Raw genomic sequence first — 25,065 nt, forward strand, 5'->3', positions numbered from 1 at the left:
TACCGCCTGCTGCGGTTGCTCTTGCTTCCCACCTGGCACTACTCCCTCTGGAACCTCACGTCCCAGTCTCCAGGTGTCCAACACCAAGGGGAAGCTTCAGTACGCGGTCCCGTACGACACCCAGACGCAAGCCGGCGCCACCAAGGCGTTCCCTCTGGGGCGCTGGGTCCACCAGCAGCGGCGCACCCACCGCGCCGGCGAACTCGACGACCACCGCAAGGAACTCCTCGACGACGCCGGAATGGTGTGGGAACCCGGCGACGAAGCCTGGGAGACCAAACTCGCCGTACTGCGCTCCTACCACCGCGCCCACGGCCACCTCGCCCCCCGACGCGACGCGATCTGGGGCGGCGCCGACACTGAACTGGTCCCGGTCGGGGAGCACATGGCCAACCTCCGCCGCACACACGGCCTCGGCAAAAACCCCGAACGCGCGACGGCCCGCGCAGCGCAGCTGGCCGCGATCGACTCCGACTGGAACTGCCCCTGGCCACTGGACTGGCAACGCCACCACCGCGTCCTCACCGACCTCACCGCCGACGAACCCCACGGCCGGCTCCCAGCCATCCAGCCCGGAGTGCTCTTCGACGGCGACGACCTCGGACGATGGCTCCATAGGCAGGCGAACTCCTGGGCAGCTCTGTCGCAGGAGCAGCAGCGGCGGCTGACGAGACTGGGCGTGGCGCCCGCTGCACGGCTGTCTGCGGCTCCGGCCGCCAATGGTGGAGGGTCGGCGGCCGGGAAGGCGTCAGCGGCCTTCCAGCACGGTCTTGCGGCCCTCGCGCAGTGGGTGGAGAGGGAGGGCGCCCACCGGCCTGTGCCGCGCGGCCAGGCTGAGGTGATCGCGTTCGACGGCGAGCCGGAACCGGTGGTTGTGAAACTGGGCGTGTGGGTCTCGAACACCAAGTCGAGGCGGGGCAAGCTCACCCGGGAGCAACTGGAGGCGCTGCGGGAGCTCGGCATGCGGTGGGTGTGAGCACGCCTGCTGGTTGTTAAAGCGCGGTTCTGGTTCCTGGTTACAGGGTGACTCGTCCAGTCAATGCCGGGTGCGAGTTTTCGGCTGCGGGTCCGTGGAGCATTTGCGGGCCCGCAGGTTGCTTTTGAGTCTCGCGAAAAAATATTTCAGCTGTCGTGTCACGTTCGCCAACTTCCCCTGCACATAAGCCCGTACAACAAGCGATCTGCTCCGCAGCTCATACGCGCGAACCGAAAGCGTCGTCGGAGGTCGGGGGCAGACCACGACGAGGGGGCTTATGCCATGAGTGTGGATGCAGAGATCGTCGAGACCATCGACGCGGTGCTGGGCGGGGAAGGCGCGGCGCGGATCGAGCAGGACGCCGCGCGGATCGAGGAGCTGGCCTGCGGTGGGTTCGAGGGGCCGGCCTACGAGGTGTTCGAGATCGAGCTGTACCGGGCGGCCGAGCCGGTCCTGCTCGGCATGCTCCGCAAGGGCACGCTTGCCCGGCTCGCCCTGAAGCAGTGCAAGAGCCGGGGCTGGAAGTTCTTCGTTCACGAGGACGACATGCTGCTGTTGCGCAGCAGCAGCACGGAGCGGGACGTCATCATGGTCGACGTGCTCGCCGAGGCGGTGCGCAAGTTCCGCCGCGACCTGCAGAGCGGGCGGGGCTGGAAGGTGGACTACAGCGGACCGCGCGGCGCCTGCAGCCTGATGTCGTACTTCATCGGCCAGTGCGTGTGGGTGTTCCGGCGCGCGTATGTCAGGTGGGCCAGGCAGCGGGTCGGCTGGGCGCGGCTGCACGCCGTGTACGACTTCACGGAGGATGCCGCGAACGAGGCCGGTATCGGCGGGCTGCTCAGGGCCACCAGTTACGAGATCGAGTCGGAGGTGTTCAGCACGGACTTCGAGGACATCCTCGAGGAGCAGGCGCCGGAGACGCAGGCGGTCGTGCGCCTGACGGTCATGGGTTTCCCGGACGCCGAGATCGCCGAGCGGCTGCAGCTGACCGGCGCCACCGTCCGCAAGCGCAGGTCGCGGTTCAGGACGGCGCTGTACCAGGCGGCCCGTGAGCGCCGGATCTGGATCCCGGAACAGCTGCACACGAAGTCCGTCTCCCGCGGGCACAACCAGCGGGGTGCGGCGTGAGCGTGCAGAACCTTCTGATGCTGCTTCTGCCCCTGGTTGCCCTCGCGGCCCTGTCCGCCATCGCAGGTCTGATCGGCTACAACGTCGCCCGCGAGGGCGGCTCGTCGGTCTCCACGGCCATCGGCCGCGGCAGCTTCGTGTTCTTCAGCGTCATGACGCTGTTCATCGCGCTGCTGGCCGTGCTGGTCCCGGCCATGACGTGAGGCAGGGGTACACCGGGCCGGCCGAAACCCTCGGTCGGCCCGGGGCCCCCACCACACGGTCCGACCGGCGCGTCCATGTGGTCGACGGAGCTCGCTGCTCGAGGGCTACAGCTCGAAGTCGAGGTGTTCGATGTCGGTGAACCGGACCTCCTCCAGGCTTCCGGCGCGGCGGCCTCCGTCCTGGAAGTACACCTCCTTGAGCGCTTCGGCGGCGATCTCCTGGAGCTGCTGGTCGGTGGCGCCGGCCTCCTGGGCGTCGAAGAGTCGGGCGGCGTAGCGGGGCGGCAGGGCGACGGTCAGGTGCCGGATGCGGTCCTGGTCCGTCGACCCGATCGGGGCGGTGTAGCCCATGCGGGCGCGGGTGTCGATGACGATGCCGCCGGTCGTCGCCGCCCGCTCCTTGGCCTTGGCGCGGATCTGCGGCTGCCAGCGGGCCTTCACCTCGCGCTCCAGGCGCGCGGCGAGGTCCGGGCGGGGCTTCTTGATCTGGTCCTTCACATACCGCTCGACCGTGCGCTGGGAGATCCGCAGCATCTGGGCGACTGCTTTGGTGCCTTTGAGTTGCTTGACCAGGTACCGCATCTGCGCGGGCGCGCTCTTGGGAGCCGGGCGGGTGAACGCCTTCTGTACCGCGGCTTCCAGGCCGTCCCCGAACAGGGTCATCGTCGCCTTCTCCTACTCTCCGTTGTCGACGTCGGTGACGGTGCCGTCCTTGATGTACCGGGCGAGGTTGAGCTTTGGGGCGTCGAACCGCTCGCGGACCTCCTCGCCCCACAGGACGCTCTGGGTGCCCTCGTGCTTGACCAGGCCCGGGTTGATGCCGAGCTTGAAGCCGCCCGGCAGCGGCTTGCCGTCCCGGTAGGGCAGGAAGTCCAGCGGGGAGGGCCCGTCGGCCGCGTAGACGACGCAGTCGGACAGGACCGCGACCGGGTAATGGCCGGTGAACGCCGCATGCTTGACGATCTTGCGGTGCATGTTGATCCGGGTGCGGGAGATGACGGCGGCGCGGATGTCCGGGCGCCAGGTGGGTCGGGCAAGGGCCCGCCAGGGCTGCCCGGGCTTCCAGCCCTCGCCGCGGGGGCGTTCGCGCAGCTTGCCGATGCCGCCCTTCACTGTCGCCTTGACCGCGGACACCACGATCGCCAGCTGAGGGTCACGCTGCCGGTAGCCGTCCATCGCCGCGAGGAAGTCGGCCGGCGGCAGGTTCGCGTGCACGCCGAGGTCAGCCATCGTGGCGAGGTACGCGTCGCGCAGCCGGTTGTACCAGCCGTCCAGGTAACGGCCGCTCTCGTACCGGACGTACGCCTCAAGCGGGCGCACCTCGTAGCCGAGCTCCACCGCGTACGCCACGGTCGGCGTCGCGTACCAGGCCGGCCCCTCGGGGCGCTCGCCCTTCGGCGTGAACGGGCTGGGCAGCAGACTCGCGTCCAGGTCCGCCCACTTGTCCTTGCCGACCTTCACCCGCGACAGGTCCACATGGGAGAGGTCGACCAGCCAGGAGCCGGGCAGCTTCGGGTCGAACACCGGCTCCTTGGCGTGGGTGGGCGCACCAAGGCCGACGACCAGTCCGTTGGCGCCCGCCGCGAAGGCCATGTTCACGTCGATGCCCACCAGGTGGGGGCGAAGGCATTCGGCGTCGGTGAGCGGGCGTGCCCAGTCGTACGCCTCCTCCACCAGGGCCTCCGCCGGAGTGCGCTGGTGGAAGCGCGGCAGGTCGGCGAGCAGCGGGTGGCCGTCGGGGGCCTCGCACGGTGCGCAGTCCACCGGGTCCTTGCCCAGCGAGCCGGGGTTGTGCTCGGAGCGCCGCTTGCCCGTCTCGTCGGGTTCGGAGGCGCGGGTGGGCGGGTGCAGGGCGGTCATCAGCTCCAGGCCCGTGACTGCGGTGGAACCGCGCGGTGTCATCACCCTCGACGCGTACGTACCGAGCAGCCGGGCGAGTTCGGCGGGCGGAAGCTGGGCGGCATCGGCCCAGTGGCGGGTGTCCAGCGCGTCCCACGACGGAATGCACAACTGCACGCAGGCCCGCTCTGAGCCCTGCGCGGGGCGATAGATCCGCGCCCAGGGCCCGAACCCGCGCTTCGTCAGCTGCCAGTCCGCGCGGGCCAGCTGCTTGATGACCTTGTGGCCCTCCGGGATCCGGCCGGCCAGGCGCTCCTCCTTGGTGAGCGTGACGGGCAGGCCGTAGTGCTCGCATGCGGCGTCGGTCAGCACGATCAGCGGGTCGGCGTCCTTGCCCGGCCCGGACAGCTTCGGCTGACCGAGCCGCCCCTCGCGCAGCGTCCACTCCACCAGGGCCGCAATCGACTTTGCTGGTACGCCAAGTACCAGGCCGCCGACGCAGTACGCCAGCACCTGACCGTCTTCGACGTCGACGATGGCGAGCGGACCGTTCTCGAAACGCGGATCGGCGCCACCGGCTGGGCTGCTGGCGGGGGCGGCCTTCCGCGCGGGCGACCGACGCGACGTCGGCCTGGTCGTGGCCCCCGGATGCGGCACAGCGGCAGGGCGCAGCGCGGTGTCCTCGGAAGCCGGCTCCTGGGTCGAGGCTGCAGGTTCGGTGCGGGCTTGAGCCGGTTCAGCGACCGATGGCGCAGGAACGGCCGCAACGTCAGGCGTCTCGGGGACCGCCGTGTCCTCAGAGCGCACCGAAGCATTGGCGGGGTAGAGCTGGGCGAGCTGCTTGAGCATGCGGGCGTACGCGTCGCGCTCCGGCGGCCGCGGCTCGGTCTTGCCGGCCTCCCAGCCGCTGACCGTCGCGCGCCGCACCTGTAGTGCGGAGGCCACCTCGTCCAGCGTCAGGCCGTGCGCCTGGCGCAGCCGCCTGCGCTCCGCCGGGGGCGGCAGCGGGGAACGGGACGCGATGAGCGCGTCGACCGCGTCGAACAGCTCGGACATGCAGCACCTCCAGTCCCGCCACTCTAGCGTGAAGCGTACGTTTCACGTACCAAACGCGTACGGATTCCGTACGGCGGTTGGTGGCACGATTGCCCCGGAAGTACGGCGCCTTCAGGCCTCGGTTGCTGCTGTCCGGTCTCTGTGATGTCCGGGCAGTCTCGGAGATCTCCGGGCAAGTGGGCTGACGTCTCAGTCATGTCCGGGCACCGCCCCCTCAAGCGAGAGATGCAAGTACGCCTTGACAGTTTGGAAATGTCAAGGCCTACTTGCCTCATGACTCTTCCAGACCTGGACGATCTCATCGCGGAAGTCGACCGGAGGTGCGACACCGCACACCGCCCCGGTGGACAAGACCAGCCCGACTGGCTCGCCCTCCTCACCGTCGCCGCCCAACTCGCAGGCCAGATGCAGGCCTTGGCAGACGACCTGGTCGAGGACTACGTCGAGCACTGCCGGATGCACGGCAACTCATGGACGGACATCGGCACCGCCCTGGGCGTGACCCGGCAGGCGGTCCAGCAGCGCTTCCATGCCCCGCACAAGCGCTACAGCCCCGAGACGATGACCGACGACCTCCGCCAGGCGATGGCCGACGTCAAGCAAGCAGCGGTGCACCACCGCAACAACTACATCGGCACCGAGCACCTGCTCTGGGGACTGACCGCGCAGGACAACAGCGCCACCCGACTCCTGCAGACCGCCGGCGTCTCACCGGAAACGGTCCACCAATCCGTCGGAACCCGGCTGAGTATGGGGGCATCCCAGGCAGCCGAACGGATCGCCTGGACTCCATACTCCCGCAAGGCCATCGACATCGCGGAGGCACGGTCCAAGCAGCACGGATCCGACCGCATCGACTGCGAGGACCTGCTGATCGGCCTTGCCCAGGTCGGCCGTGGAGTGGCCGCCGACGTCCTGACCGAGGCTGGATTCGACGCGGCCGCCCTCGACACCGGGCCTGCCGACGCCTGAACCCATCACGCCCCCGGCACCCACTACTCCTTGGACTACGAGAGCCCGGTTCCCTGCCCGGACTTGAGTGAGACCCACCGACGAATCCCGTCTCACTCAAGTCCGGGCACGGCAGGTCAGTGCAGCACGATGCCCGGACTTATCCGAGACAGGACACCGCCACCGACCTGGCCCGACTGACCACCGCCGTCTCCGAGGGCCTTACCGCCCTGAACCTGATCCACGGGACGGCCTAAGAGCACCGCCAACCGGCCGCGCGCCGACCGCACGCAAGACGAGGAGTGACATCGTGTCCCTGGCGATGAGAATGACCCGCACGTTCCTGCGCACGAGGCCGAACGTGTTCGTCACCGAGGGAAGGCTGCGCGAGGCCCTCCGCCAGTCCCGCCACGACGCCCCGGTCCCGGCTGCCCTGCGGCGTTCCTGCCACGTCAGCACCGAGGTCGTAGACGGCCACACCGTCACCACGGTGACACCGAAGTCGGGCGCCAGCGGCACGGAGTTGATCTACCTGCACGGCGGCGCCTATGTCCGTCCTCTGGTCGGACCGCACTGGAGCATCATCGCGACACTGATTCGCCGAACCGGGGCGACGGTCATCGTCCCGCTCTACGGCCTCGCCCCCCACTACCACGCCGACGACGCGTACAAGTTCCTCGACAGCGTCTACCCGGCAGTGCTCCAGCGGGCCGGGCACAACCCGGTCTTCCTCGCCGGCGACTCCGCAGGAGCCGGACTGGTCGTCGGCCAGGCGATCCGCTGCCGCGACGAGGGGCTACGCCCCCCGGATGGCCTGCTTCTGTTCTCCCCATGGGTCGACGTCACCATGACCAACCCCGGCATCGCCGCCCTCATCGACCTCGATCCCATGCTCGCCCCGGCAGGACTCGCCGCCGCCGGACGGGACTGGGCAGGCGCCAGAAGCGTCACCGATCCCCTCGTCAGCCCACTTCACGACACCCTCAAGGATCTCCCGCCCACGTACATTTACCAGGGCGGCCACGACATCTTCCTGCCCGACGTCGAGAGGTTCGCCGCCAAGGCGCAGGCCGCCGGTACCCACGTCGACCTGCGCGTCTGGCCCACCGCCTTCCACGTCTTCGTCGGGGCGGGATGGACCCGTGAAGCACGGCAGGCGCTGAGCGACGCCGCAGACCACATCAAGTCAGGCACGCGGAACTAGGGCTCGGCAGAGAATCCAGGTGTTGCTTCTCTGCGAGCCCTCAGTACTACAGCCGGTGGTTTCACGGTGAGTGCGCGCGGGCGGTTCGGGTGCGGTAGTGGCTGGTGCGGGCTCGGATCTCGTGGCGGGTGCGCCAGCGGTCCGGGTGGTACGGGCGAGGACGATCCGGTCGTACAGACGGCGGATCCGTTCACGGTTGGGGGGGCGGGTGGCATTGGCTGGGCGGGTATGTGGCGGCTCCGGACGGCGCTGAGGAATGCCATGGCGAGCATGCACACGGTGATGTGTCAGTACCACGAGCCACTTGCGCACTTCGTATTCGTCCAGGCCGGCCTGGCCCTTCGCGGCTTGGAACGCTTCCTCAGCCATCGACCGCTGCCCGGCCGCCGTGATCAGTTCGGCCAGGGTGGCGTGGGGGCGGGTGTGGCACAGGAAGTAGACGATCTTGCGCACCAGAGCGCCGGCTTCCTTGTCCTTCTTGTTGGGCACGGTGGAGCGGCGGATCAGCAGATGCCCGCTCGAAGTCCTCGGCGGTGGGGGCGAGTTGGATGCTGGCCCAGTCGTACTCGCGGGGCCCCTTGGCATCGCCTAAGCACGAGCGGCCCTCGAACGTCGCCTCGGGCACGAGAGTGAACAGTTCGCGGGCCTGCCCCGGTACGGCTGTCCGGAAGCGGCAGGACCTCGTTCTTGGGGATCGCCAGCACGTAGCGGACTTCCGTCGCTCTTCCAGCCAGGCCGCGGCGCGGTGGGGTGGGCGGCTGCCTCCACCATCCGCACCAGGGCGCCGATGCGCAGCCCCCCGCGTTCGGTGACCGTGACGTCCTGCAACGGCAGCGCGCTGATGTCGACCAGCGTGTCGGGACGTTCGACGGTCTCACGCATCAGGTTGACCAGCCAGGTGCCGCCGACTTGCTGCTGGGCAGTTCACCGAGCTGGCCCTGGAGGCCGCGGTACGACTGCGCGCCGAGGGCGCGCCACCCCCGGCGCGTGCAGCTTTGGTCTCACACCAGGACAGCGTGCCCTCGGTGTCGAAGTAGCCGCCGGTCGGGCCGTCGGGGCCCACATACGCCATGCGCACGATGATCTCGGTGCCTTCCTCGACGGAGTGATGTCCGTGTGACCGTTGAGGTCCGTCGTGGATGGCCCCGTGCCGGAGCGACCATGGTTCACCCGGTGCCGGCCTGCCCGTTGTTGGTGAAGAGCCGACGAGGCTGTACGGGGCGTTGTAGTCGCGGCACAGGTTGCGGGTGTCGCCTCGAACAGGTAGGTCTCGATCATGAACGTGCCGACGTAGCCCCTCGGAGGCGGTCGCCATGCGGTGACGTTCCTGGACGAGGCGTCCGTGACGATCAGCCTGCTGGTCGGCGTGGACGGAGCATGGTCACGGGTCACGTCCCGACGACGGTACCGACGGGCGTCCGGAGGTACCTCGCGGCGCCCTCCGGCAGTTCTGCTCGAAGCGCGCGTCCTTCACGTCCACGGCCTTCCTGCGACGCTCCACGAAGCGGGGACGTCACCGAGGGCTCGCGCCCAGGGCGGCCTGCTCCCTGCCGGGCACGCTCCGGGTTCAGAGGTGGATCACCAGGCCACCTCACCGTGACGGTCACGGAAGGTTCCGGTCGGTCCGTCCGCCCCGATGGTGGCGAGTGCGACGATCGCGTCGGTGCCCTCGGTCACTGTCTGCGGGCCGCGGTGCCCGTTGAAGTCGGTCGCGGTGAAGCCCGGGTCGACCGCGTTCACCTTCAGGTCCGGCCAGGACTTCGCCTACTGCGTGGTCAGCATGGTCACGGCGGCCTTCGACGCTGTGTAGAGCGGCACGATGGCCTGGCTCTCGAGGCGCTCGGCGTCGTGGGCCAGCGCGAACGACCCCATGCCGCTGGACACATTGACGATGACCGGGCTGGCGGACTTGCGCAGCAGGGGCAGGAACGCGTGCGTCACCCGGACGATCCCCACGACGTTGACCTCGAACACCGCGCTGGCGTCAGCGGCCGTGAGCTGGTCGGCGGGGCTGCATGGTCCGAGAACACCTGCGTTGTTGATCAGGACGTCGATGCCGCCCTCGCGAGCTCCGATGTCGTCGGCGGCCGCGGCCACCGACGCGTCGTCGGTCACGTCGATCTGGACGAAACGGGCGCCGAGTGCGTCGGCGGCCGCCTGGCCGCGCTCACTGTCGCGAGCGCCGACGAAGACGGTGTGGCCGGCCTCGATCAGCCGGCGGGCGGTCTCGTACCCGAGGGACTTGTTGGCTCCAGTGATGAATGTTGGTCATGCGTTCACTCTCGGCCCGTGCCAAGAGCGGAACCACTGCCCTCTGCGACCTAGGACTGCCGGTACCAGGCACAACGGCTGTCCGGCGGACACAACGGTGGAGTGGACGAGACCCTTGGCGGTGCGACCGGCTCTCCCCCATCGACGTCGGGCGGACTGCGCGGCCCGGGCGACGTGCGTTGGGGTTGCTCCGCGAGGAGCTGGCCGAGCTCGCGGGGTTGTCGGTCGACTATGTGGTGCGGCTGGAGCAGGGGCGCGCCACGAGCCCCTCGGCGCAGGTCGTCGCGAGCCAGGCCAGGGCACTGCAACTGGGACCCATGGAGCGCGATCACGCCTACCGGCTGGCCGGCCTCCTCCCTCCACAGGAGGGGACGATCTCTACGCATGTGCCGGCGGGGGTGCAGCGGATGCTGGCTCGCCTCGATGAGTTCCCCGTGGGTGTGTTCAGTGCCGAGCGGAACCTGATGCGGGTGGCCTTCGCCCCAGGGCCCAGCGGGCTCGCGGCCTGGCTGGCCACGGAGGTGGCTCGGTCCCAGCCCACGCTGCGGTGGCTGCTCACCATCGGCGCCGCGCATCCGCCCGCGGGCGGGTGCGCCATGGAAGCGCTGGAGGCGATGGCCCAGAACCGTGCCGCCACCGCCCGCGACCTCGTGGACGACATCCAACACCGCCCGCTCGTCATCAGACAGCAGCAACGGTTCCAGCTTCGGGCCCCGACGGGGAACTGTCGCACCAGCAGCAGAAGTCACACAACTTCTAACGATCAACTACTGGCGCAGGCCCTAGTAATGCTTGGTCAGGTCGGTATCAGTTGTGGCATGTCGCGGTGACACGTGGGGCAGGCGCCGGTCCAGACCGCGAGGAGTAACTGCAGTTCGCGGGCGACCTGGCAGAGACTCAGGCTGGCGCCGTCCCTTTAGGGACCGGGTGATTGCGCTGGAGGGTGCAGAAGGCGTGCGCGACGGAGACGAGGGTGACGTGGTGGTGCCAGCCCCGCCAGGTGTGGCCCTCTGGGCGAGATCGCGTCGGCGCGACCTGCTCGTGGAGACCGCGCTCGGGCAAAGGACGACGGCACCGGCGCCGGGCACCCCGGGCGCCGGCCTGATGTCGCGTATTCCCGCCGGGGCGTCAGTCCAGGCGCTTGTGCAGGAACTCCAGCGTGCGCTCCCAGGCCTTGGCCGCCGACTCCGCGTGGCAGACCTCGGGGTGGCTGTCGTTGAAGAAGGCGTGCTGCGCGGGGTGGACGTGGATCTCCGGAGTGATGCCGGACTGCGCCGGAACGATCGCCCGCAGCTCCGCCAGGGACTCGGCCGACACGGTGACGTCCGTCTCCGCGTAGTGCCCCTGGATCTCGACCTTCAGGCCGGAGAAGTCGGGGAGTTCGCCCCGGATGACCCCGTAGAAGGGGACGGCCGCGCTGACCCAGGGGTCCACCGCCGCCTGGTAGAGCACGGCCGCCGCCCATGCAGAAGCCGATGAAGCCGATCGTGTCGGTCGTCACCTCGGGGCGGGAGAGCAGGTAGTCCACCGCGCCGGACAGCACCTCGACGCCTCGTTCGACGGGCAGGGCGAGCATCATCCGACGGGCTTTTGGAAGTCGTGGGCCACGTGGCCGCCGTACAGGTCCGGAGCGAGGGCGACGAAGCCCCCGCGGCCAGCCGGTCCGTCACGTCGGCCAGGTCATCGGTCAGTCCCCACCACTCCTGGATCACGATCACCGCGGGTCCGCGGCCCGACGGCGGCAGCGCGAGGTAGCCGTGCGCGGTGCTGCCGGCGCTGGTCACTCCGGTACGAGGGGAAAGAGGTGGGCGCGGGCACTTCCATACGGCCGGGCGCGGGCGCGCTTCCCGAAGAGCGCGCGCCCACGTACCGGTGTCAGCGGCGGATCAGACCGCCGTCGACGAGGTGGACCTGGCCGGTGATGAAGGAGGCCTCGTCGGAGGCGAGGAACGCGATCAGGTTGGCGACGTCCTCGGGCGTCTGCTCGCGCTTCAGGTTCTGCAGCTGCGCGTGGTGTCCGAAGAACTCCTCGGTCAGCTCACGGCGCGTGGTGGGGGTGCGTACGACGCTGGGGCCGATCGCGTTGACCGTGATGTCCCAGCGCGCGAGGTCGGTGGCCAGCGCGTGGGTGAAGCCGTTGACGGCGCCCTTCCCGGAGACGTACGCCAGGAACATCGGCGGGGCCTCCCAGTAGCTCGACGACGACATGTTGATCACGCGTCCGGCCTCGGAGTCCTTCAGGTCCTGCACGAAGGCCTTCGTGACCAGGAAGTAGCCGTCCACGTTGATGGAGAACAGGTTCTTCCACTGCTCGTACGTGGTGTTGTCGAGGTCCTTCAGCATGGCGATGGCCGCGTTGTTCACCACGATGTCCACCGGGCCCAGCGCCTCACGGACCTCCGCGGCGAAGGCGTTCACCTGGGCCTCGTCGGACACGTCGACCTTCGCGGCGAAGAACCGGCGCCCGTTCGCCTCGACCAGCTCCCGCGTCTCCACCGCGTCGTTGACATCGGCTACGGCGACATCCGCGCCCTCCGCGGACAGCTTCTGCGCGATGACCCGGCCGATACCGGCGCCACCGCCCGTCACCACGGCGATCTTGCCTTCCAGACGTCCAGCCATGACACAACTCCTTTTTGTTCTCAGGTACTTGATGGATGCCCTGCCTCAGACACTTGCGAGATCAGTCACCGAGCGTGACGACGATCTTGCCGCGGGCCTGGCCCGCGGCGAGGACGCCCAGGCCCTCGGCGGCCCGCTCCAAGGGCAGCACGCTGTGCACGTCGACGGAGAGGAGACCAGCCGCCGCCAGTTCGGCGAGCGGCTCCGTGGTCTCGCGGACCGGCTGGGCGAAGACCATGCCGCCGGCCAGCCCGGCACCGGCCAGCGCGTCGGCGTCGGGGGCCGGGGTCGTGGTCGCGACCCGGCCGCCCTTGCGGACCGCTTCCAGGGGCACGTCGGCGAGGGCGAAGCCGACCAGATTGACCAGGGCGTCGACGCCGTCGGGGTGGACGGCCAGGACCTGGTCCGCGACCGGGCCGACGGCAAAGTTCACGACGGTCGTGGCGCCGAGCTCGCTGAGCCGTTCCGCGTCGTCGGGGGTGCCGGTCGCGACGACGGTCACACTGCGGGCGGCGAGCAGCTGGGCCGCGTACCGGCCCACTCCGCCGCTCGCACCGTTGACCAGGACCACCTGACCGGGCTGCGGTTCGAGGAACGTGCAGTGCGCGCATGGGAGTTGTCCTTCTCGTTCGTTTTCAGTGGCCGGCGACCGTGAGCGCGGTCTCCCGCAGCTCACGCGTGACTCGGCCGAGGTCCGCGTGGACGAGACGTCCGTCGATCTTCACGACCTGTCCGGCCACCAGGACCGTGTCCACGTTGTGAGGGTGGGCCGACGTGACGACGGCCGCGATGGGGTCGCGCTCGGCGGTGAGGGTGTTGATGCCGTCCAGACGCAGCAGGACGATGTCCGCCTGCTTGCCGGGACGCAGCGAGCCGGTGCGGTGGGCGAGGCCAAGTGCGGCGGCGCCGTCCAGGGTGGCCATCTTCAGGACGTCCGCGCAGGTCATCCGCGGCTCGTCGACGATCTGGCTCGCCAGCAGGGCGGCCCTCATCAGCGAGAACATGTCGCCGGGCGCCGAGGTGACCGCGTCCACGCCGAGACCGGTGGTGACTCCGAGGCGCTTCAGCCGGCCCGCGACCGGGGAGTTGTTGCCGAGCATCGCCTCGGCGCCGGGCGCGGCCGAGGCGGCGGCGCCGGAGTCCGCGATCAGCTTCAGCTCCTCGTCGTCGAGCGTGTTGCCGTGGACGTAGAGGATCTTCTCGCGGAGCAGGCCGGCGTCTCGCAGGGCGGTGATCGGCCGGACGTTGACGGGACCCGCGCTCACGTGGAAGGTCACCGGCAGCTCCAGCTCGCCCGTCACCCGCCACTCCTCGGCGACCGTCTCGATCGGAGTGAAGGAGGGGCCGAGCGGGGCGTACGCCATGGTCACGAGGGCGTTGTCGTCCGAGAGCCGCTCGCTGCGGATCCGGCGGACGTCGTCGAGGCTGCCGCCACCGGTGACCGGGGTGCCGTAGCCGTAGACCGCACGCAGGCCCGCCGCGCCCAGGGCGTCGATGGCGGCGTCCGCGTGCTCCGGCGAGTAGGAGATGTGCGAGTAGTCCAGCTGGGTCGTGATGCCGGAGTCGAGGCACTCCAGTGCGCCGGCCAGGGTCGCGGTGTGCACGTCCTGCGGGCTGAACTTCGGGCCGCACTTCGCCAGGATGCCGAGGTACGCGCCGAGGTCGACGTCCACGGCCGCGCCGCGCAGCGCCGACTGCCACACATGCCGATGGGTGTCCACGAAGCCCGGGAGCACGATCTTGTCGGTGGCGTCGATGACGGTGGCCCCGTCCGCCGGCAGGTCGGCACCGACGGCGATGATCCGGCCGTCCTCGATCAGGACGTCAGTGTTCGGGAGCGCGACCGGCTCGGGCTCGGTGTCGATGACATGGCCGTTGCGGATCAGGATGCGGGGGACGGACATGATGCTGCCCACCTCTCTAGGTCGAAAGCTTTCTGTAAAGCTAACTGGAAAGCTATACCGATAGTGACCTACGATGCAACATGTGACGACGACACCGGATCCCGTAGACACATGGATGGATTCTTGGCGCAACGAGCTGCCCGAGGTCGAGCGCCCATCCTCGGAACTGACCAAACGGATCATGTTCATGTCCAGCACGCTGGACAGCGTGATGCGGCGTGAGCTGACCGAGCTCGGGCTGACCCCGGCGGAGTTCGACATGCTGGTGGCGCTGCGCCGGTCCGGCGCCCCGTACCGCATGAAGCCGAACCAACTCGCCCGCTCGCTGATGCTCTCGACCGGTGGCACCACCAACGTCACCCACCGTCTGGTGGGCCGCCATCTTCTGGAGCGGGAGAGCGACCCGGACGACGCCCGCAGCACCTGGCTCAGGCTGACACCCGACGGCGTCGCGCTTGCCGAGCGCGCGGTCCTGGTGAACGCGTCGGCCCATGAGGCCCTCTTCGAGGGCGTTCCGGCCGAGCTCGTCGAGAGGGCGACCGCCGTACTGCGGGAACTGCTCGCCGCAGCCCCGGGCCTGCTCGGCGCCCCGACGGCCCGCCCCGCCCGACCCCAGGCCTGAGTACGAAGGCGCGGAGAGCGGCTGCCCTCCGGGAGCCGCTCTCCGCGCCTGACGGGGCATCATGACGATGTCTCAGACAGCTTTGGCAGGTTCGATGTTCTTGTTGAAGCGCAGCAGGTTCTGCGCGTCCCAGTCGGCCTTCGCCCGTTCCAGCCGGGCATACCTCTCGGTACTCCCCCACACCCCACGTCGCCCATCGGCACCGTTGTCGGTCGACAGGTTGACGTAACAGTTGGACCGCACATGCGGCTTGAGCTCCGCGTGCACGCCGTCGACCCAGGCGTGGAACCCCGCGTCCTGGTCGGCGGTGTCCCACAGGGTGACGGTCTCCCAGAACCAGTTGGCGCCCTCCCGGGAGAACGCCGCGGGGTCCTCGTCGAAGTCCTCGGTGATGGCACCACCCATGGACCAGAGGTTCTGCATCGTGCTGGCGGCCGAGCCCGCCGACGGCAGATGCGCCGCGGCATGGCGGGTCACGATGTCGATGACACCCCGCACACCGGACACGGCGCCATGTCCTGCGGCGTTCGCCGCGCGCTCGCCCTGGCCCGCACCACGATCCGCTCACCCTTGTCGACCATTCGTCCATGACCAGCGGGCACAGGCCCGAAAACACCATCTGAACAAGCTTGTTGACATCCCTCACACGAATGTCGGCGACTCGTCACGACGCTCCGTCACCACCGAATGTGAGACAGGGCCGCTCGATTGACAGACCCCGCAAGGACAGAAGAACCAGGGGCAGGGCGCTCGTTCACGTCAGGTCAAGAACCGGCAAGTTGGCGAAGAACGTAGGGCATGACACCGCCGTGGCGGAAGTAGTCGGCCTCGCGGGGGGGGGTGTGTCCAGGCGTACTCGGGCGGTGAACTCGCGGCCGTCGGAGAGGACGAGGACCGTGGCCGGGATGTGTCCGGTGTTGAGGGTTTCCAGTCCGGAGACGGTTATCGTCGCGGCGCCGGTGGGTGCCAGGTCGCGCGGGCCGCCGTCGATGAGTTCCAGGGGCAACACGCCCATGGCGATGAGGTTCGACCGGTGGATGCGTTCAAGGACTGCGCGATCACCGCGCGGACGCCCAGCAGCGCGGGCCCCTTGGCGGCCCAGTCCCGCGAGGACCCGCCGCCGTAGTCCTTCCCGGCCACGACGACCATGGGGACTTTCGTCGCACGGTAGGCGGCCGCCGTGTCGTGGATCGAGCTCTCACGGCCGTCCGCGAGGAAGTTGAGGGTCCGGCCGCCACGGGTGCCGGGGGCGACCTGGTTGCGCAGCCTGACGTTGGCGAACGCGCCCCGCATCATCACCTGGTGGTTGCCGCGCCTGGAGGCGTACGTGTTGAAGTCCGCTGCGGATACGCCGAGTTCCTCGAGATATCCGGCCGCCGCACTGGAGGCGACGATGGCGCCGGCCGGGGAGATGTGGTCGGTGGTGACCTTGTCGCCGAGTTTGACCAGCACCCGTGCCCCGGTGATGTCCTTGACAGCCTCGGGTTCCAAGGTCATGTCGTCGAGGTAGGGGGCCGGCGGATGTAGGTGGAGTCCTCGTCCCACGCGAAGCTCTCGGTCGCGGGCACGCTGATGTCCTGCCACCGGCTGTCGCCGGCGAAGACGTGTCCGTAGGCGTCGGTGAACATCGCCGCGTCGATGCTCGCGGCCATCACGGCTTCGATCTCTGCCGGATCCGGCCAGATGTCGTGCAGGTGGACGGGGCCTCCCTGCTGGTCGTGGCCGAGGGGCTCGGTGCGCAGGTCGATGTCCATGGTGCCGGTGAGGGCGTAGGCGATGACGAGGGGAGGCGAGGCGAGGTAGTTCATCGCGACGTCGGGCTGGATGCGGCCTTCGAAGTTGCGGTTTCCCGAGAGCACGGACGTCACGGTCAGACCGGTGTCGGCCCCCGCCTGGGACACCGCGCCGATGAGCGGGCCCGAGGCGCCGATGCACGTCATGCAGCCGAACCCGGCCAGGTGGAAGCCCAGGGCCTCCAGATCCGGGATGAGGCCGGCCCGCCGGTAGTAGTCCATGACGACCCGTGAGCCGGGGCTGAGGGTGGTCTTGACCCAGGGCTTGCTGCGCAGTCCCGCCCTGACGGCGTTGCGGGCCAGCAGGCCCGCGGCCACCATGACCGCCGGGTTGGAGGTGTTGGTGCAGGACGTGATGGCCGCGACAGCCACCGCACCGTCGGACAGCTCGTGCGCGGTCCCGTCGATGACGACGGTGGCGGTGCTGGAGGTCCGCCCGTCACCGCCCTCGCCCTGCTGACGAATGGAGGCGAGGGCCGTACGGAAGCGGGACTTGGCCTGGTCCAGGGGAACCCGGTCCTCGGGCCGGGAAGGCCCCGCCAGCGAGGGGACGACGGTGCACAGGTCGAGGCCGACAGTCTCCGTGAACCGGGGCGCACTTGCGGCCAGAAGGTCCGCTTCGTCGCTCTGAGCGGCGTGGTTCTGCACGGCCACAACGGGTGCGATGGCGCGAGCCTCCGCGAGATGGCCGGTGTCGACATTGCTGAGGCCGAGATGGCGGATCAAGCCCTCCTCGCGCAGCGCCGCGAGAGCCTCGAAGCGCTCGGCGAGCGACTCGCCGCGCGGGGGTTCCATGGCACCGATGCGCAGGTAGACCACGTCGAGGCGGTCCACGCCCAGGCCTTCGAGGTTGGCCTCGACGAGACCGCGCATGTCGGCCGCTATGGCGTGGTGCAGGCCGCCGGAGCCGATGATCGGGCCCACCTTGGTGGCGATGACCAGGTCGGACGGGTACGGGCGCAGGGCCTCGTGGATCAGGGTGTTCGCGCGCACCACGCCGCCGGCGCTGACGTAGAAGTCGGCCGTGTCGATGTGATTGACGCCGAGTTCGACGGCCCGCCGCAGTACGGCACGGCCGTTCTCGGGGTCGCGGGCGGGACCGCCCATGCCCTGCTGGGACGGCAGGCGCATGGCTCCGAAGCCGAGCCGGTTGATGACCAGGTCACCGCCGAGACGGAAGTCATTGCTCATGCGCCCAGGCTCCACGGCCCGAACCGCGTCGACGTTCTGGCAGCTTGCTGCCAGAGGCACAAGATACGGCCCTTCGGCATGCCGCCGCCCGCTTCTCGCGCCAGGCCCGTCGACTCGGTGCGTCGGCTCCCTCCGGGCGCCGCGGTAGCCGGTGATGCGCCCAGGGTGGCTGTGGCCGCGGCGGCGGCCGCCGAGGTCAGCAGGTTTCGGCGGGGCGGATTCATGGTCATGTCCGTTGTCTCGGAAGGGCCGACATGAATAAGGCAGGGGTGCCACCGGTGGTTCCTGACGCGCGGCTCACAGGGAGCCCTGCTTCGCGGATTCGGAGCGCATCAGGAGGACCCGGCGACAGACGTGGTGGAGGGCAGTAATCGGGGCACGAGTGGCGCGAGCAGGTCAGATGCGGTCCGATGTCGCCGTTCGCGCATGTCGGCTGCGTACAACGCCGTATGCGGCCACCCGTAGAGAAGCCTTACTCGCGACCCGGCCGTGGGATCGGTTGGCTTCGCCGGGTGGATGGGCTGGGGCCTTCGCCCCGTGGCCCTGCTCGTTCCGGTCCATCCGGCCGGGGCGGCCAGGGCGGGAAGGACCGGACGGGGACTGCGCGGTGTGATCGTCGCCCGGTGATGTGACGCCGCCGTCCGCCGGTGGGATCGGTGCGGGCAAGGGTGAAGGGGAGGGAGCGGGAGCAGGGGCGGCGGAGGCGGTCGCCGAGTGGCAGCCTGGCAGCATCGGCACCGCCGCCCGGCCTGGGAGCCGGGTCACCGACAGCACACCCGGTGTGGTGACGAGTTCGGCGGCCTGCCGGCCTGTGAGCCAGGCGGTAAAGCGATCAGGCTCGGTCCCCACGGTGTCACCGAGCCGCACCGTATAGAGACCGTCGTCGTAAGCCCGTCGCTCTGTCGACGCCGGAGCTTGGAGAGTCGCCGCTCTGGTCTGCACCACGACGAAGGCGAGTACCAGGGCCGCGACGAGGACAGAAGTCAGCAGTACGGCGACCGCGCGGCCATTTCCGAGTTTCCTCATCAATTCCGGTCCAGAGATGGTCTGTCCGACGCGCCGCACGCCCCGGTGGCGGAAGACGAGGTCACGGACAGCCGGACACCCCATGAAGGAGCATCGGCTTCGGTGTCCGTGCGGGACGTCGGCGGATCGGTGAGGTGGGGGGGAAGACGATCTGGAATGTGGCGTGAGCCGGCCCGGCTACAAGGCCCCTCCACACTGCTACGGCGCAGGCCGTGAGCGACGGTTGGCAACGAGGCTGTCCGGGCCACGGAGGGCGGTGACATCGCCGACACGCCGTCAGACTTGATGCGGGCCGCGGTGGGCTCGCTCGTGGTGGCTGCCGTCCAGCATGTCTCGCGTTCGATGAACTGCTGGACCGGTCACGCGAGTTGCTTAGGACTGCCGGGACGCATGCCGCCCCGGCTCGTGCCGCTGTGGCCTCACCAGGGCAGCGTGCCCTGGGTGTCGAAGTAGCCGCCGGTCGGGCCGTCGGGGCTCACCTGCGCCATGCGCACGATGATCTCGGCGCCTTCCTCGACGGATTGCATGCCCGTGTGACCGTTGAGGTCCGTCTTTGTGAAAGCGGGCGCCACGGCGTTGATCCGCATGGCAGGGAAGGCCTTCGCGTAGTGCGCGGTGATCATGTTGACCGTGGCCTTCGAGGCCGCGTAGGCCATTCCCGGGTAGCGGTGGGCCGGGTGGCCCGGGTCGGAGACGTAGCCGACGGAGCCGAGGCCGCTGCTGAGGTTGACCACGACCGGCGCGGCCGAGCGTCGCAGCAGCGGGAGGAAGGCGTGCGTGACACGGACGATGCCCAGGACGTTGGTGTCGAAGACGGTCCGCATCTCCTCGGCGGTGACATCCGCAGCACCGGCCACGCTGTTATCCTCGCCCCGGACCTCGATGCCAGCGTTGTTGACCAGCACGTCGAGCCCGCCCTCGGCCTCGACGGTCTTCGCGGCGGCTTGGACGGAGGCCTCGTCGGTGACGTCCAGCTGGACGAACCGGGCGCCGAGCTCGTCGGCGGCACGGCGGCCGCGCTCGGCGTCGCGGGCGCCCGCGTAGACGGTGTGGCCTGCGGCGATGAGGCGGCGGGCGGTCTCGAAGCCCAGCCCCTTGTTCGCTCCGGTGATCAGTGTTGTCGTCATGCCGCCACACTCCTGCCCCGCCCGGCGGACAGCCAGGAGACCCTTCTTCCTGGGACTGCCAGTACCAGGCACGGGCCCGGCCGACGGTGTTCACTGAGGGCATGACCGTGACCGAACTCGGACAGGCTCTGCGGCGCTGGCGCGACCGTGTCTCCCCCGCCACGGCCGGGCTGCCCCTCGGCGGACAGCGGCGGGCGTCCGGGCTGCGGCGTGAGGAGCTGGCCCTGCTGGCCGGGATCTCGGTCGACTACGTCACCCGCCTCGAACAGGGCCGGGCGAGCAACCCTTCCGATCAGGTCGTCGAGGCCCTGGCACGGGCGCTGCGGCTCACGGGAGACGAGCGGGCGTACCTGTTCGGGCTGGCCGGGCTGGTGCTCCCAGGCCCCGAGATGGTGCCGTCGTACATCCCGCCCAGCGTCCTTCGGCTGCTGGACCGGCTGGTGGACACACCGGTCGCGGTCACCGACGCCGCCTTGACGCTGCTGATGACCAACCCGATGTACCAGGCGCTGTTGGGCGACACGTCCGGCGCACGCGGCCTCGAACGCAACGGGGCGTGGGGGGTGTTCCTGGGATCGTCCACCCGGATCCGGCACACGCAAGAGGAACAGCGCGCCTTGGAGATCGGCATGGTGTCCGAGCTGCGGTCCGCCGCCGCCAGGTATCCCGCCGACCGTCAACTGCGGCGACTGATCACCGAGTTGCACGCGCGCAGCGAGCGGTTCGCCGAGCTGTGGGAGGCGGGTGTCGTCGGCAGTCTGGAGGTCTCACGCAAGACGATCGAGCATCCGCAGGTGGGCCTGCTGACCCTGGACTGCAACGTGCTCCGGATGGACGGCAGCGGGCTGCGCATCCTCGGCTACTCGGCGGAGCCGGGCACCGAGGACGCCGAGAAGCTGGAGCTGCTGGCGGTGATCGGTACGCAGAGCCTGGCTGCCGAGTAGGACCTACCTGGGCTTCTCCGCCATCTCGTCGAGCTTCGCCAGGACCATGAAGCCGTTGATGCCCGGCGGGTGGCCGTGCCTGGTCCGTGGGACGTCGAACACCGAGCGGTGGATCAGGGCCGTCATCCGTCCCCTGTGGCTCTCGGCGATCCGCGACGCGTTCTCCCGCCGCGTCGTCGCGTGGGAGACCTCAAGGCCGCGCGGAACAGGACTCGCCCTCATGGTGAGCACCTCGCCGCGCGGCCGACCCAACCGGTTGGATCATGATGCACCGCCGCCTCGCCCGGGACTACGAGACCAAACCCGCCCACTCCGAGAGCATGATCCGCCTCACCATGATCTCCAACCTCGCAAAACGAGCAACCGGCGAAACGCCCATAACTTGGCACAATCCATGAACTATCGCGTCTTGAACCGGAACGTCCTCTGAGAGGTCGTCCCTCATGCGACGGGGACTGCCGACCACGTGGCTGCACGGACGACCTTTCGCTCACTCGGCAAGGAGCCGCCGCAGCCAGTTCAACCGCGCGGCCACAGCCGTACGGGCGAGGGCGGCCTGCGGGGCGAAGCCCTCGAAACCGTGGAAGCCGCCCGGCCACACATGCAGTTCGGCCACTTCGCCGGTCTGCCAGAGGCGGGAGGCGTACGCGACGACCTCGTCCCTGAAGGTCTCCGCCGAGCCGACGTCGAGATAGGCAGGGGGCAGCCCGGACAGGTCCTCGGCCCGGGCGGGCGCCGCATAGGGGGACACGTCCGGGCCACCACGCCGGCCGCCCAGCAGCGCTGTCCAGCCGGACTCGTTGGCCGTACGGTCCCAGATGCCCAGGCCCTGCATCTGGCGGGCGGACGGTGTGTCGTTGCGGTCGTCCAGCATCGGCCCCATGAGCAACTGCCCGAGGGGCCGCGGCCCCTTGCGATCCTTGAGCAGCAGCGCGAGCCCGGCGGCGAGGCCACCGCCCGCGCTGGCTCCCGCTATGACGATCCGCTCCGGATCAGCGCCGATCTCCCGCGCGTGATCGGCCGTCCACGACAGGCCGGCGTACACGTCCTCGATGGGCGCGGGGTGCGGGTGTTCCGGTGCGAGCCGGTACTCGACGGACACCACCACCGCGTCCAACTCCCGTGCCCAGCCCACGATCATGTCCACACCGGACCGGTTGTTACCGATCACCATGCCGCCGCCGTGGACGTGATAGATCACGGGCCGAGGGCCGCCGGACGACACAGGGCGGCAGATCAGGAGCGACACGCCGGGGGCACCCTCAGGCCCCGGTACGACCCGGTCCTCGACCTCGAAGAAGCCCTGGTGACTCAGCTGTTCGTCGTCGGAGACCGCGGCGTCCAGCATCTGGCGCGCGGCAGCGATCCCCTCCGCGGTGAGATCCGGCAAGGTGCTGCCCTCTGCTGCCATCGCCTGCAGAACAGCATCAAGCTCGGTGTCGAAGGGAGGCGGTGTCGGTTGCACGGGGTCTCCTCACATGGCCGCTCACGGTCAGCCGCGGCGGAACGGTGTCGTCGACGAGGTGGTGGACGTACGTCTCATCGGCGTGGGAAGACCTGAACCAGCTTGCCCCGCACCCGGCGACCCGACAGTTCGGTCAGCGCGGCGGGCACGTCTTCCAGGGCGATGGTCCGGGCCACCATCGGGTCCAGCCGCCCGTCGGCCGCCATGGACAGCAACTCGGTGAGCATCGTCGACAACTGCCCGCGCGCTCGTTCGTCTCCGACCGTGTACGCGGCGCCGAGCGCGATCTCGTGGAGGGAGGGCGCCATGGAGAACGGCGGCACAACGCCGAGGTCCGGCCGCCCCGCGATCGCGGCGAGGCGGCCACCGTGAACCAGGAGACCCAGGTTCCTGGTGGCCGAGTCCGGGCCCACGGTGTCGACCACGGCGTCCACACCCCGGCCCTCGGTCAGCTCCCGTACACGGGAAGCCACGTCCTCGGTGCGGTAGTCGACGACGGCATCCGCGCCGAGACCCTTCACATACGCGGCATTGTCGGCGGACGCGGTGGCCAGCACCCGTGCTCCGGCCATTGCGGCCAGTTGGACCGCGAAGCCGCCGACGCCCCCGGCACCGCCGGTGACGAGAACGGTGTCCTCCGCGGTGACGTGCAGACGGCACACCACCGCCTGATAAGCCGTCATGCCGGCCGAGGGCAGAGCAGCCGCGGCGACCGCATCGAGGCCCGCCGGTACCGGCGCCACAGCCTGGGCATCCGCCAGGGTGTACTCGGCGAAGCCGCCGCGCTCTCGAATGTCCGCGTGGTACGCCACGCGCTGCCGCGTGCGGACGTTCGCTACGCCTGCGCCGAGCTCGTCCACGATGCCCACGACGTCCAGTCCCAGAACGGCGGGCCAGGTCCACTCGGGGATGCCGTAGGCGGCACGCTGGTAGTCGGACGGGTTCAGTCCGCAGGCCTCGACCCTGATCCGAACCTGCCCCGGCCCGGGCTCGGGGACCGGCAGGTCCGCCAGTCGTAGGGTGTCGCAGGGGCCGGGCTGGTCGAGAACCAGGGCGCGCATGAAGAGGTTTGCTCCTGAGGTGTCGTCATGGATGGCCAGGGATGGGCCCGAGCATCTCGGTGGACTTGCTGATCTGCTCGGCGTAGGCGCCGTGATGGGTCAGAGGCCGGCAGGCCGCGGCCCGGTGTCGCACGAGTCAGTCCGAGACCACGTCACGCAGGCGGGCGCAGGTGGTGCGGTAGACCTCGACCAGATCGGCGTCGCCCTCCAGGGCCCGGTGTGAAGCCCACTCGTCGAATGTGACGCGCAGTGTGACACTCACGGTCTCGAGCATCATCCGGACCCGGAGGTCCACGCTCTCGGTGCCGGTGGCGTCCGCCAGGAGGCCCAGGAACCGTTGACACTGTTCGGCCTCCCACCCCAGGGCCGCGTTGCGCAGGGCTGTGTCCCGCATGAGCAGGCCGCGGACCCGCCGCATGCGGCCCAGCACGTCGGCCCCATCGGTGCTCAGATCATTCAGGGCTGCGGCTGTGACCTCTTCGATGCCGCGAAGGTTCAAGGGTCTGGCCCCGGCATCGCCCAGGCGCGCGACGAAAGCGGACTCGAAGGCGCGGTGCGATCCCAGCGCCGTGTCCTCCTTCGTCGCGAAGTACCGGAAGAAGGTGCTCTGCGAGACGCCGGCCGCTTGCGCGATCTCGAGCACGGTCGTGCGCTCGCAACCCTGTCTCTCGAACAGGTCGAGCGCGGCGTCTTCGATCTCAGCCTGGGTCTCCAGGCGACGGCGTTCCCGTAGATCCGGCTTAGCAATCACAGCCATGACGGTAGCAGGTACTCAATCGACAGATACATCAGTGATGGAAGTGACTGTCATATGGGTGAAGAGTGACGGCAGTACCGCACGATGCGTCAGAGCGGGAAGTCGTGAGGTTCCCCGCGCAGCGTGATCCAGCGGAGCTCGGTGAACTCCTCCGCCGCGAAGCCCGTGCCGAAGCGGCCCCAGCCGCTCTCCTTCACCCCGCCGAAGGGCATGTTCGGCTCGTCGTTGACCGCTTGGTCGTTGACATGCACGATCGCCGCCTCCAGACGGCGGGCGATGTCCAGTCCGCGACGGGCGTCGCCGGTCAGGACACCCGCCGTCAGCCCGTAGCGGAAGGCGTTCGCAGGCTCCACCGCGTGGTCCGTGTCGTCGACCGTCTCCAGGATCACGACCGGACCAAAGGTCTCCTCGAAGGCATGTTCGGCATCCTCGGGGACACCGGTCAGGACGGTGGGCGGGTAGCACGGCGGCTCGGCCACTCCCTCGGTCAGCAGGCGGGCGCACATGCACACCTGCCACTGGCGCACGAACGCGCCATAGGGCGCGGCGTCGTGAGGACCGGCTCAAAAAGCTCGGTGCCTCCTACAGCACCGCGGACAAGCCCTTCGACGACCACGTCGTCGAGGACGGACGTCGGCCGGTCAATCGGTGCGTACGTCCAGCAGGCCGGTGGGGGCAGGCAGTCTGGCCGCCGCAGACCGAAGGCCGGGACCTCGACAGCCGGCCCCGGCCTTCTACTCACGTCGCCCGCGGGCGATCACACCCCGCCTGGCACGGCCTCGCTCCGCGCCTTCGGGCCAGCCGACGTCGACATCTTCGACGCGGCCGAGATCATCGTCAGGTCGGTGACCCACAACCGGTTCGGCGCGGGCGCCGTGAAGTCCCGGTTGACCAGGTCCGGGGCGAGCGTCGCCTTCGGATCGCG

Annotated in this window: 22 protein-coding genes and 5 pseudogenes; 9 read left to right on the forward strand and 18 right to left on the reverse strand. The window is 69.6% G+C overall.

Going from position 1 to position 25,065, the window contains the following annotated elements:
* Positions 1-100: 100 nt before the first annotated feature.
* The 3 genes and pseudogenes from P1P70_RS15525 to P1P70_RS15535 all read left to right on the forward strand — a co-directional run.
* Positions 101-976 (forward strand): annotated as a pseudogene (locus tag P1P70_RS15525) (helicase associated domain-containing protein); the annotation flags it as partial.
* Positions 977-1,258: 282 nt separating this feature from the next.
* Entirely contained in the window at positions 1,259-2,104 is an 846-nt protein-coding gene (locus P1P70_RS15530; protein WP_319237545.1) for a hypothetical protein, read from the forward strand.
* Positions 2,101-2,307, forward strand: coding sequence for a hypothetical protein (locus P1P70_RS15535; protein WP_319237548.1), 207 nt, complete (start codon positions 2,101-2,103; stop codon positions 2,305-2,307). The genes P1P70_RS15530 and P1P70_RS15535 overlap by 4 nt, the downstream gene beginning before the upstream one ends.
* Before the next feature lie 105 nt (positions 2,308-2,412).
* On the opposite strand, the gene tpg is transcribed toward P1P70_RS15535, so the two are convergent.
* Positions 2,413-2,970 carry a telomere-protecting terminal protein Tpg gene (gene tpg, locus P1P70_RS15540; protein WP_319237551.1) on the reverse strand — a complete coding sequence of 186 codons (558 nt, stop codon included), beginning with the start codon at positions 2,968-2,970 and terminating at the stop codon, positions 2,413-2,415.
* 12 nt (positions 2,971-2,982) lie between these two features.
* Positions 2,983-5,202, reverse strand: a complete 2,220-nt coding sequence (gene tap / locus P1P70_RS15545) for a telomere-associated protein Tap (RefSeq protein WP_319237554.1) — start codon at positions 5,200-5,202, stop codon at positions 2,983-2,985.
* A 273-nt stretch (positions 5,203-5,475) separates the two neighbouring features.
* On the opposite strand from tap, the gene P1P70_RS15550 reads away from it, so the two are divergent.
* Together P1P70_RS15550 and P1P70_RS15555 are read left to right on the forward strand one after the other, a co-directional pair.
* The gene (locus tag P1P70_RS15550) at positions 5,476-6,174 is read left to right on the forward strand and encodes a Clp protease N-terminal domain-containing protein (RefSeq protein ID WP_319237557.1); all 699 of its coding nucleotides are present in this window, start codon (positions 5,476-5,478) and stop codon (positions 6,172-6,174) included.
* A 289-nt stretch (positions 6,175-6,463) separates the two neighbouring features.
* Complete coding sequence (locus P1P70_RS15555) at positions 6,464-7,357, forward strand: alpha/beta hydrolase (RefSeq protein ID WP_319237559.1); 894 nt, start codon at positions 6,464-6,466, stop codon at positions 7,355-7,357.
* On the opposite strand, the gene P1P70_RS15560 is transcribed toward P1P70_RS15555, so the two are convergent.
* The 3 genes and pseudogenes from P1P70_RS15560 to P1P70_RS15575 form a co-directional block, all read right to left on the reverse strand.
* On the reverse strand, positions 7,340-7,846 hold the full coding sequence (locus P1P70_RS15560; RefSeq protein ID WP_319237562.1) for a hypothetical protein: 507 nt from the start codon (positions 7,844-7,846) through the stop codon (positions 7,340-7,342). The genes P1P70_RS15555 and P1P70_RS15560 overlap by 18 nt on opposite strands.
* A 258-nt stretch (positions 7,847-8,104) precedes the next feature.
* Positions 8,105-8,263: pseudogene (locus tag P1P70_RS15565) on the reverse strand (FAD binding domain-containing protein); the annotation flags it as partial.
* A gap of 672 nt (positions 8,264-8,935) precedes the next feature.
* Positions 8,936-9,616, reverse strand: a pseudogene (locus P1P70_RS15575) (SDR family NAD(P)-dependent oxidoreductase).
* 152 nt (positions 9,617-9,768) lie between these two features.
* Between P1P70_RS15575 and P1P70_RS45785 the strand changes: the two are divergent.
* Positions 9,769-10,458 (forward strand): helix-turn-helix domain-containing protein, encoded by a 690-nt coding sequence (locus P1P70_RS45785; protein WP_413471478.1) that lies wholly within the window; start codon positions 9,769-9,771, stop codon positions 10,456-10,458.
* A 298-nt stretch (positions 10,459-10,756) separates the two neighbouring features.
* Here the strand turns inward: P1P70_RS45785 and P1P70_RS15585 are convergent.
* The 4 genes and pseudogenes from P1P70_RS15585 to P1P70_RS15600 all read right to left on the reverse strand — a co-directional run bounded on the left by P1P70_RS15585 (position 10,757) and on the right by P1P70_RS15600 (position 14,154).
* Positions 10,757-11,412, reverse strand: a pseudogene (locus P1P70_RS15585) (dienelactone hydrolase family protein).
* Positions 11,413-11,503: 91 nt separating this feature from the next.
* Positions 11,504-12,250: an SDR family NAD(P)-dependent oxidoreductase gene (locus tag P1P70_RS15590; protein ID WP_319237564.1), complete on the reverse strand. Its 747-nt coding sequence runs from the start codon at positions 12,248-12,250 to the stop codon at positions 11,504-11,506.
* Between the two features lie 61 nt (positions 12,251-12,311).
* Positions 12,312-12,821: a zinc-binding dehydrogenase gene (locus tag P1P70_RS15595; protein WP_319237567.1), complete on the reverse strand. Its 510-nt coding sequence runs from the start codon at positions 12,819-12,821 to the stop codon at positions 12,312-12,314.
* A gap of 64 nt (positions 12,822-12,885) precedes the next feature.
* Complete coding sequence (locus P1P70_RS15600) at positions 12,886-14,154, reverse strand: amidohydrolase family protein (protein ID WP_319237569.1); 1,269 nt, start codon at positions 14,152-14,154, stop codon at positions 12,886-12,888.
* Positions 14,155-14,341: 187 nt separating this feature from the next.
* Here P1P70_RS15600 and P1P70_RS15605 point away from each other — a divergent pair, with 187 nt between their 5' ends.
* Positions 14,342-14,776, forward strand: coding sequence for a MarR family winged helix-turn-helix transcriptional regulator (locus P1P70_RS15605; RefSeq protein ID WP_319237572.1), 435 nt, complete (start codon positions 14,342-14,344; stop codon positions 14,774-14,776).
* Between the two features lie 72 nt (positions 14,777-14,848).
* Here the strand turns inward: P1P70_RS15605 and P1P70_RS15610 are convergent, their stop codons facing one another.
* The 4 genes from P1P70_RS15610 to P1P70_RS15625 form a co-directional block, all read right to left on the reverse strand.
* A complete protein-coding gene (locus P1P70_RS15610; RefSeq protein WP_319237574.1) occupies positions 14,849-15,283 on the reverse strand; it encodes a BBE domain-containing protein in 435 nt (144 codons plus the stop codon).
* Between the two features lie 435 nt (positions 15,284-15,718).
* The gene (locus P1P70_RS15615; RefSeq protein ID WP_319237576.1) at positions 15,719-16,273 is read right to left on the reverse strand and encodes a hypothetical protein; all 555 of its coding nucleotides are present in this window, start codon (positions 16,271-16,273) and stop codon (positions 15,719-15,721) included.
* Complete coding sequence (locus tag P1P70_RS15620; RefSeq protein ID WP_319237579.1) at positions 16,270-17,760, reverse strand: aldo/keto reductase; 1,491 nt, start codon at positions 17,758-17,760, stop codon at positions 16,270-16,272. Before P1P70_RS15620 ends, P1P70_RS15615 begins: the two co-directional genes overlap by 4 nt.
* A gap of 1,445 nt (positions 17,761-19,205) precedes the next feature.
* On the reverse strand, positions 19,206-19,913 hold the full coding sequence (locus P1P70_RS15625; protein ID WP_319237581.1) for an SDR family NAD(P)-dependent oxidoreductase: 708 nt from the start codon (positions 19,911-19,913) through the stop codon (positions 19,206-19,208).
* A gap of 101 nt (positions 19,914-20,014) precedes the next feature.
* Here P1P70_RS15625 and P1P70_RS15630 point away from each other — a divergent pair, with 101 nt between their 5' ends.
* Positions 20,015-20,857: a helix-turn-helix transcriptional regulator gene (locus tag P1P70_RS15630; RefSeq protein WP_319237584.1), complete on the forward strand. Its 843-nt coding sequence runs from the start codon at positions 20,015-20,017 to the stop codon at positions 20,855-20,857.
* A gap of 3 nt (positions 20,858-20,860) precedes the next feature.
* On the opposite strand, the gene P1P70_RS15635 is transcribed toward P1P70_RS15630, so the two are convergent.
* Positions 20,861-21,079: a hypothetical protein gene (locus tag P1P70_RS15635; protein ID WP_319237586.1), complete on the reverse strand. Its 219-nt coding sequence runs from the start codon at positions 21,077-21,079 to the stop codon at positions 20,861-20,863.
* A gap of 32 nt (positions 21,080-21,111) precedes the next feature.
* On the opposite strand from P1P70_RS15635, the pseudogene P1P70_RS15640 reads away from it, so the two are divergent.
* Positions 21,112-21,255, forward strand: a pseudogene (locus P1P70_RS15640) (IS5/IS1182 family transposase); the annotation flags it as partial.
* A gap of 92 nt (positions 21,256-21,347) precedes the next feature.
* Here the strand turns inward: P1P70_RS15640 and P1P70_RS15645 are convergent.
* The 4 genes from P1P70_RS15645 to P1P70_RS15660 all read right to left on the reverse strand — a co-directional run bounded on the left by P1P70_RS15645 (position 21,348) and on the right by P1P70_RS15660 (position 24,667).
* Positions 21,348-22,322, reverse strand: coding sequence for an alpha/beta hydrolase (locus P1P70_RS15645; protein WP_319237588.1), 975 nt, complete (start codon positions 22,320-22,322; stop codon positions 21,348-21,350).
* 74 nt (positions 22,323-22,396) lie between these two features.
* Entirely contained in the window at positions 22,397-23,383 is a 987-nt protein-coding gene (locus tag P1P70_RS15650; RefSeq protein WP_319237589.1) for a zinc-binding dehydrogenase, read from the reverse strand.
* 136 nt (positions 23,384-23,519) lie between these two features.
* A complete protein-coding gene (locus P1P70_RS15655; protein WP_319237590.1) occupies positions 23,520-24,140 on the reverse strand; it encodes a TetR/AcrR family transcriptional regulator in 621 nt (206 codons plus the stop codon).
* 89 nt (positions 24,141-24,229) lie between these two features.
* Positions 24,230-24,667: an aldehyde dehydrogenase family protein gene (locus P1P70_RS15660; protein WP_319237592.1), complete on the reverse strand. Its 438-nt coding sequence runs from the start codon at positions 24,665-24,667 to the stop codon at positions 24,230-24,232.
* Between the last annotated feature and the right edge of the window lie 398 nt (positions 24,668-25,065).

This window comes from Streptomyces sp. MB09-02B, from assembly GCF_033794485.1.
In the GTDB taxonomy this organism is placed as follows: domain Bacteria; phylum Actinomycetota; class Actinomycetes; order Streptomycetales; family Streptomycetaceae; genus Streptomyces.

What these genes read in the sequence shown, in the direction of transcription:
- P1P70_RS15605 (WP_319237572.1), top strand. Translation starts at nt 14,342, where the DNA reads ATGTCCAGCACGCTGGACAGCGTGATGCGGCGTGAGCTGACCGAGCTC.
- P1P70_RS15655 (WP_319237590.1), bottom strand. Translation starts at nt 24,140, where the DNA reads ATGGCTGTGATTGCTAAGCCGGATCTACGGGAACGCCGTCGCCTGGAG.
- P1P70_RS15635 (WP_319237586.1), bottom strand. Translation starts at nt 21,079, where the DNA reads ATGAGGGCGAGTCCTGTTCCGCGCGGCCTTGAGGTCTCCCACGCGACG.
- P1P70_RS15600 (WP_319237569.1), bottom strand. Translation starts at nt 14,154, where the DNA reads ATGTCCGTCCCCCGCATCCTGATCCGCAACGGCCATGTCATCGACACC.
- P1P70_RS15650 (WP_319237589.1), bottom strand. Translation starts at nt 23,383, where the DNA reads ATGCGCGCCCTGGTTCTCGACCAGCCCGGCCCCTGCGACACCCTACGA.
- P1P70_RS15620 (WP_319237579.1), bottom strand. Translation starts at nt 17,760, where the DNA reads ATGAGCAATGACTTCCGTCTCGGCGGTGACCTGGTCATCAACCGGCTC.
- P1P70_RS15625 (WP_319237581.1), bottom strand. Translation starts at nt 19,913, where the DNA reads ATGACGACAACACTGATCACCGGAGCGAACAAGGGGCTGGGCTTCGAG.
- P1P70_RS15590 (WP_319237564.1), bottom strand. Translation starts at nt 12,250, where the DNA reads ATGGCTGGACGTCTGGAAGGCAAGATCGCCGTGGTGACGGGCGGTGGC.
- tpg (WP_319237551.1), bottom strand. Translation starts at nt 2,970, where the DNA reads ATGACCCTGTTCGGGGACGGCCTGGAAGCCGCGGTACAGAAGGCGTTC.
- P1P70_RS15630 (WP_319237584.1), top strand. Translation starts at nt 20,015, where the DNA reads ATGACCGTGACCGAACTCGGACAGGCTCTGCGGCGCTGGCGCGACCGT.
- P1P70_RS15550 (WP_319237557.1), top strand. Translation starts at nt 5,476, where the DNA reads ATGACTCTTCCAGACCTGGACGATCTCATCGCGGAAGTCGACCGGAGG.
- P1P70_RS15530 (WP_319237545.1), top strand. Translation starts at nt 1,259, where the DNA reads ATGAGTGTGGATGCAGAGATCGTCGAGACCATCGACGCGGTGCTGGGC.
- P1P70_RS15615 (WP_319237576.1), bottom strand. Translation starts at nt 16,273, where the DNA reads ATGACCTTGGAACCCGAGGCTGTCAAGGACATCACCGGGGCACGGGTG.
- tap (WP_319237554.1), bottom strand. Translation starts at nt 5,202, where the DNA reads ATGTCCGAGCTGTTCGACGCGGTCGACGCGCTCATCGCGTCCCGTTCC.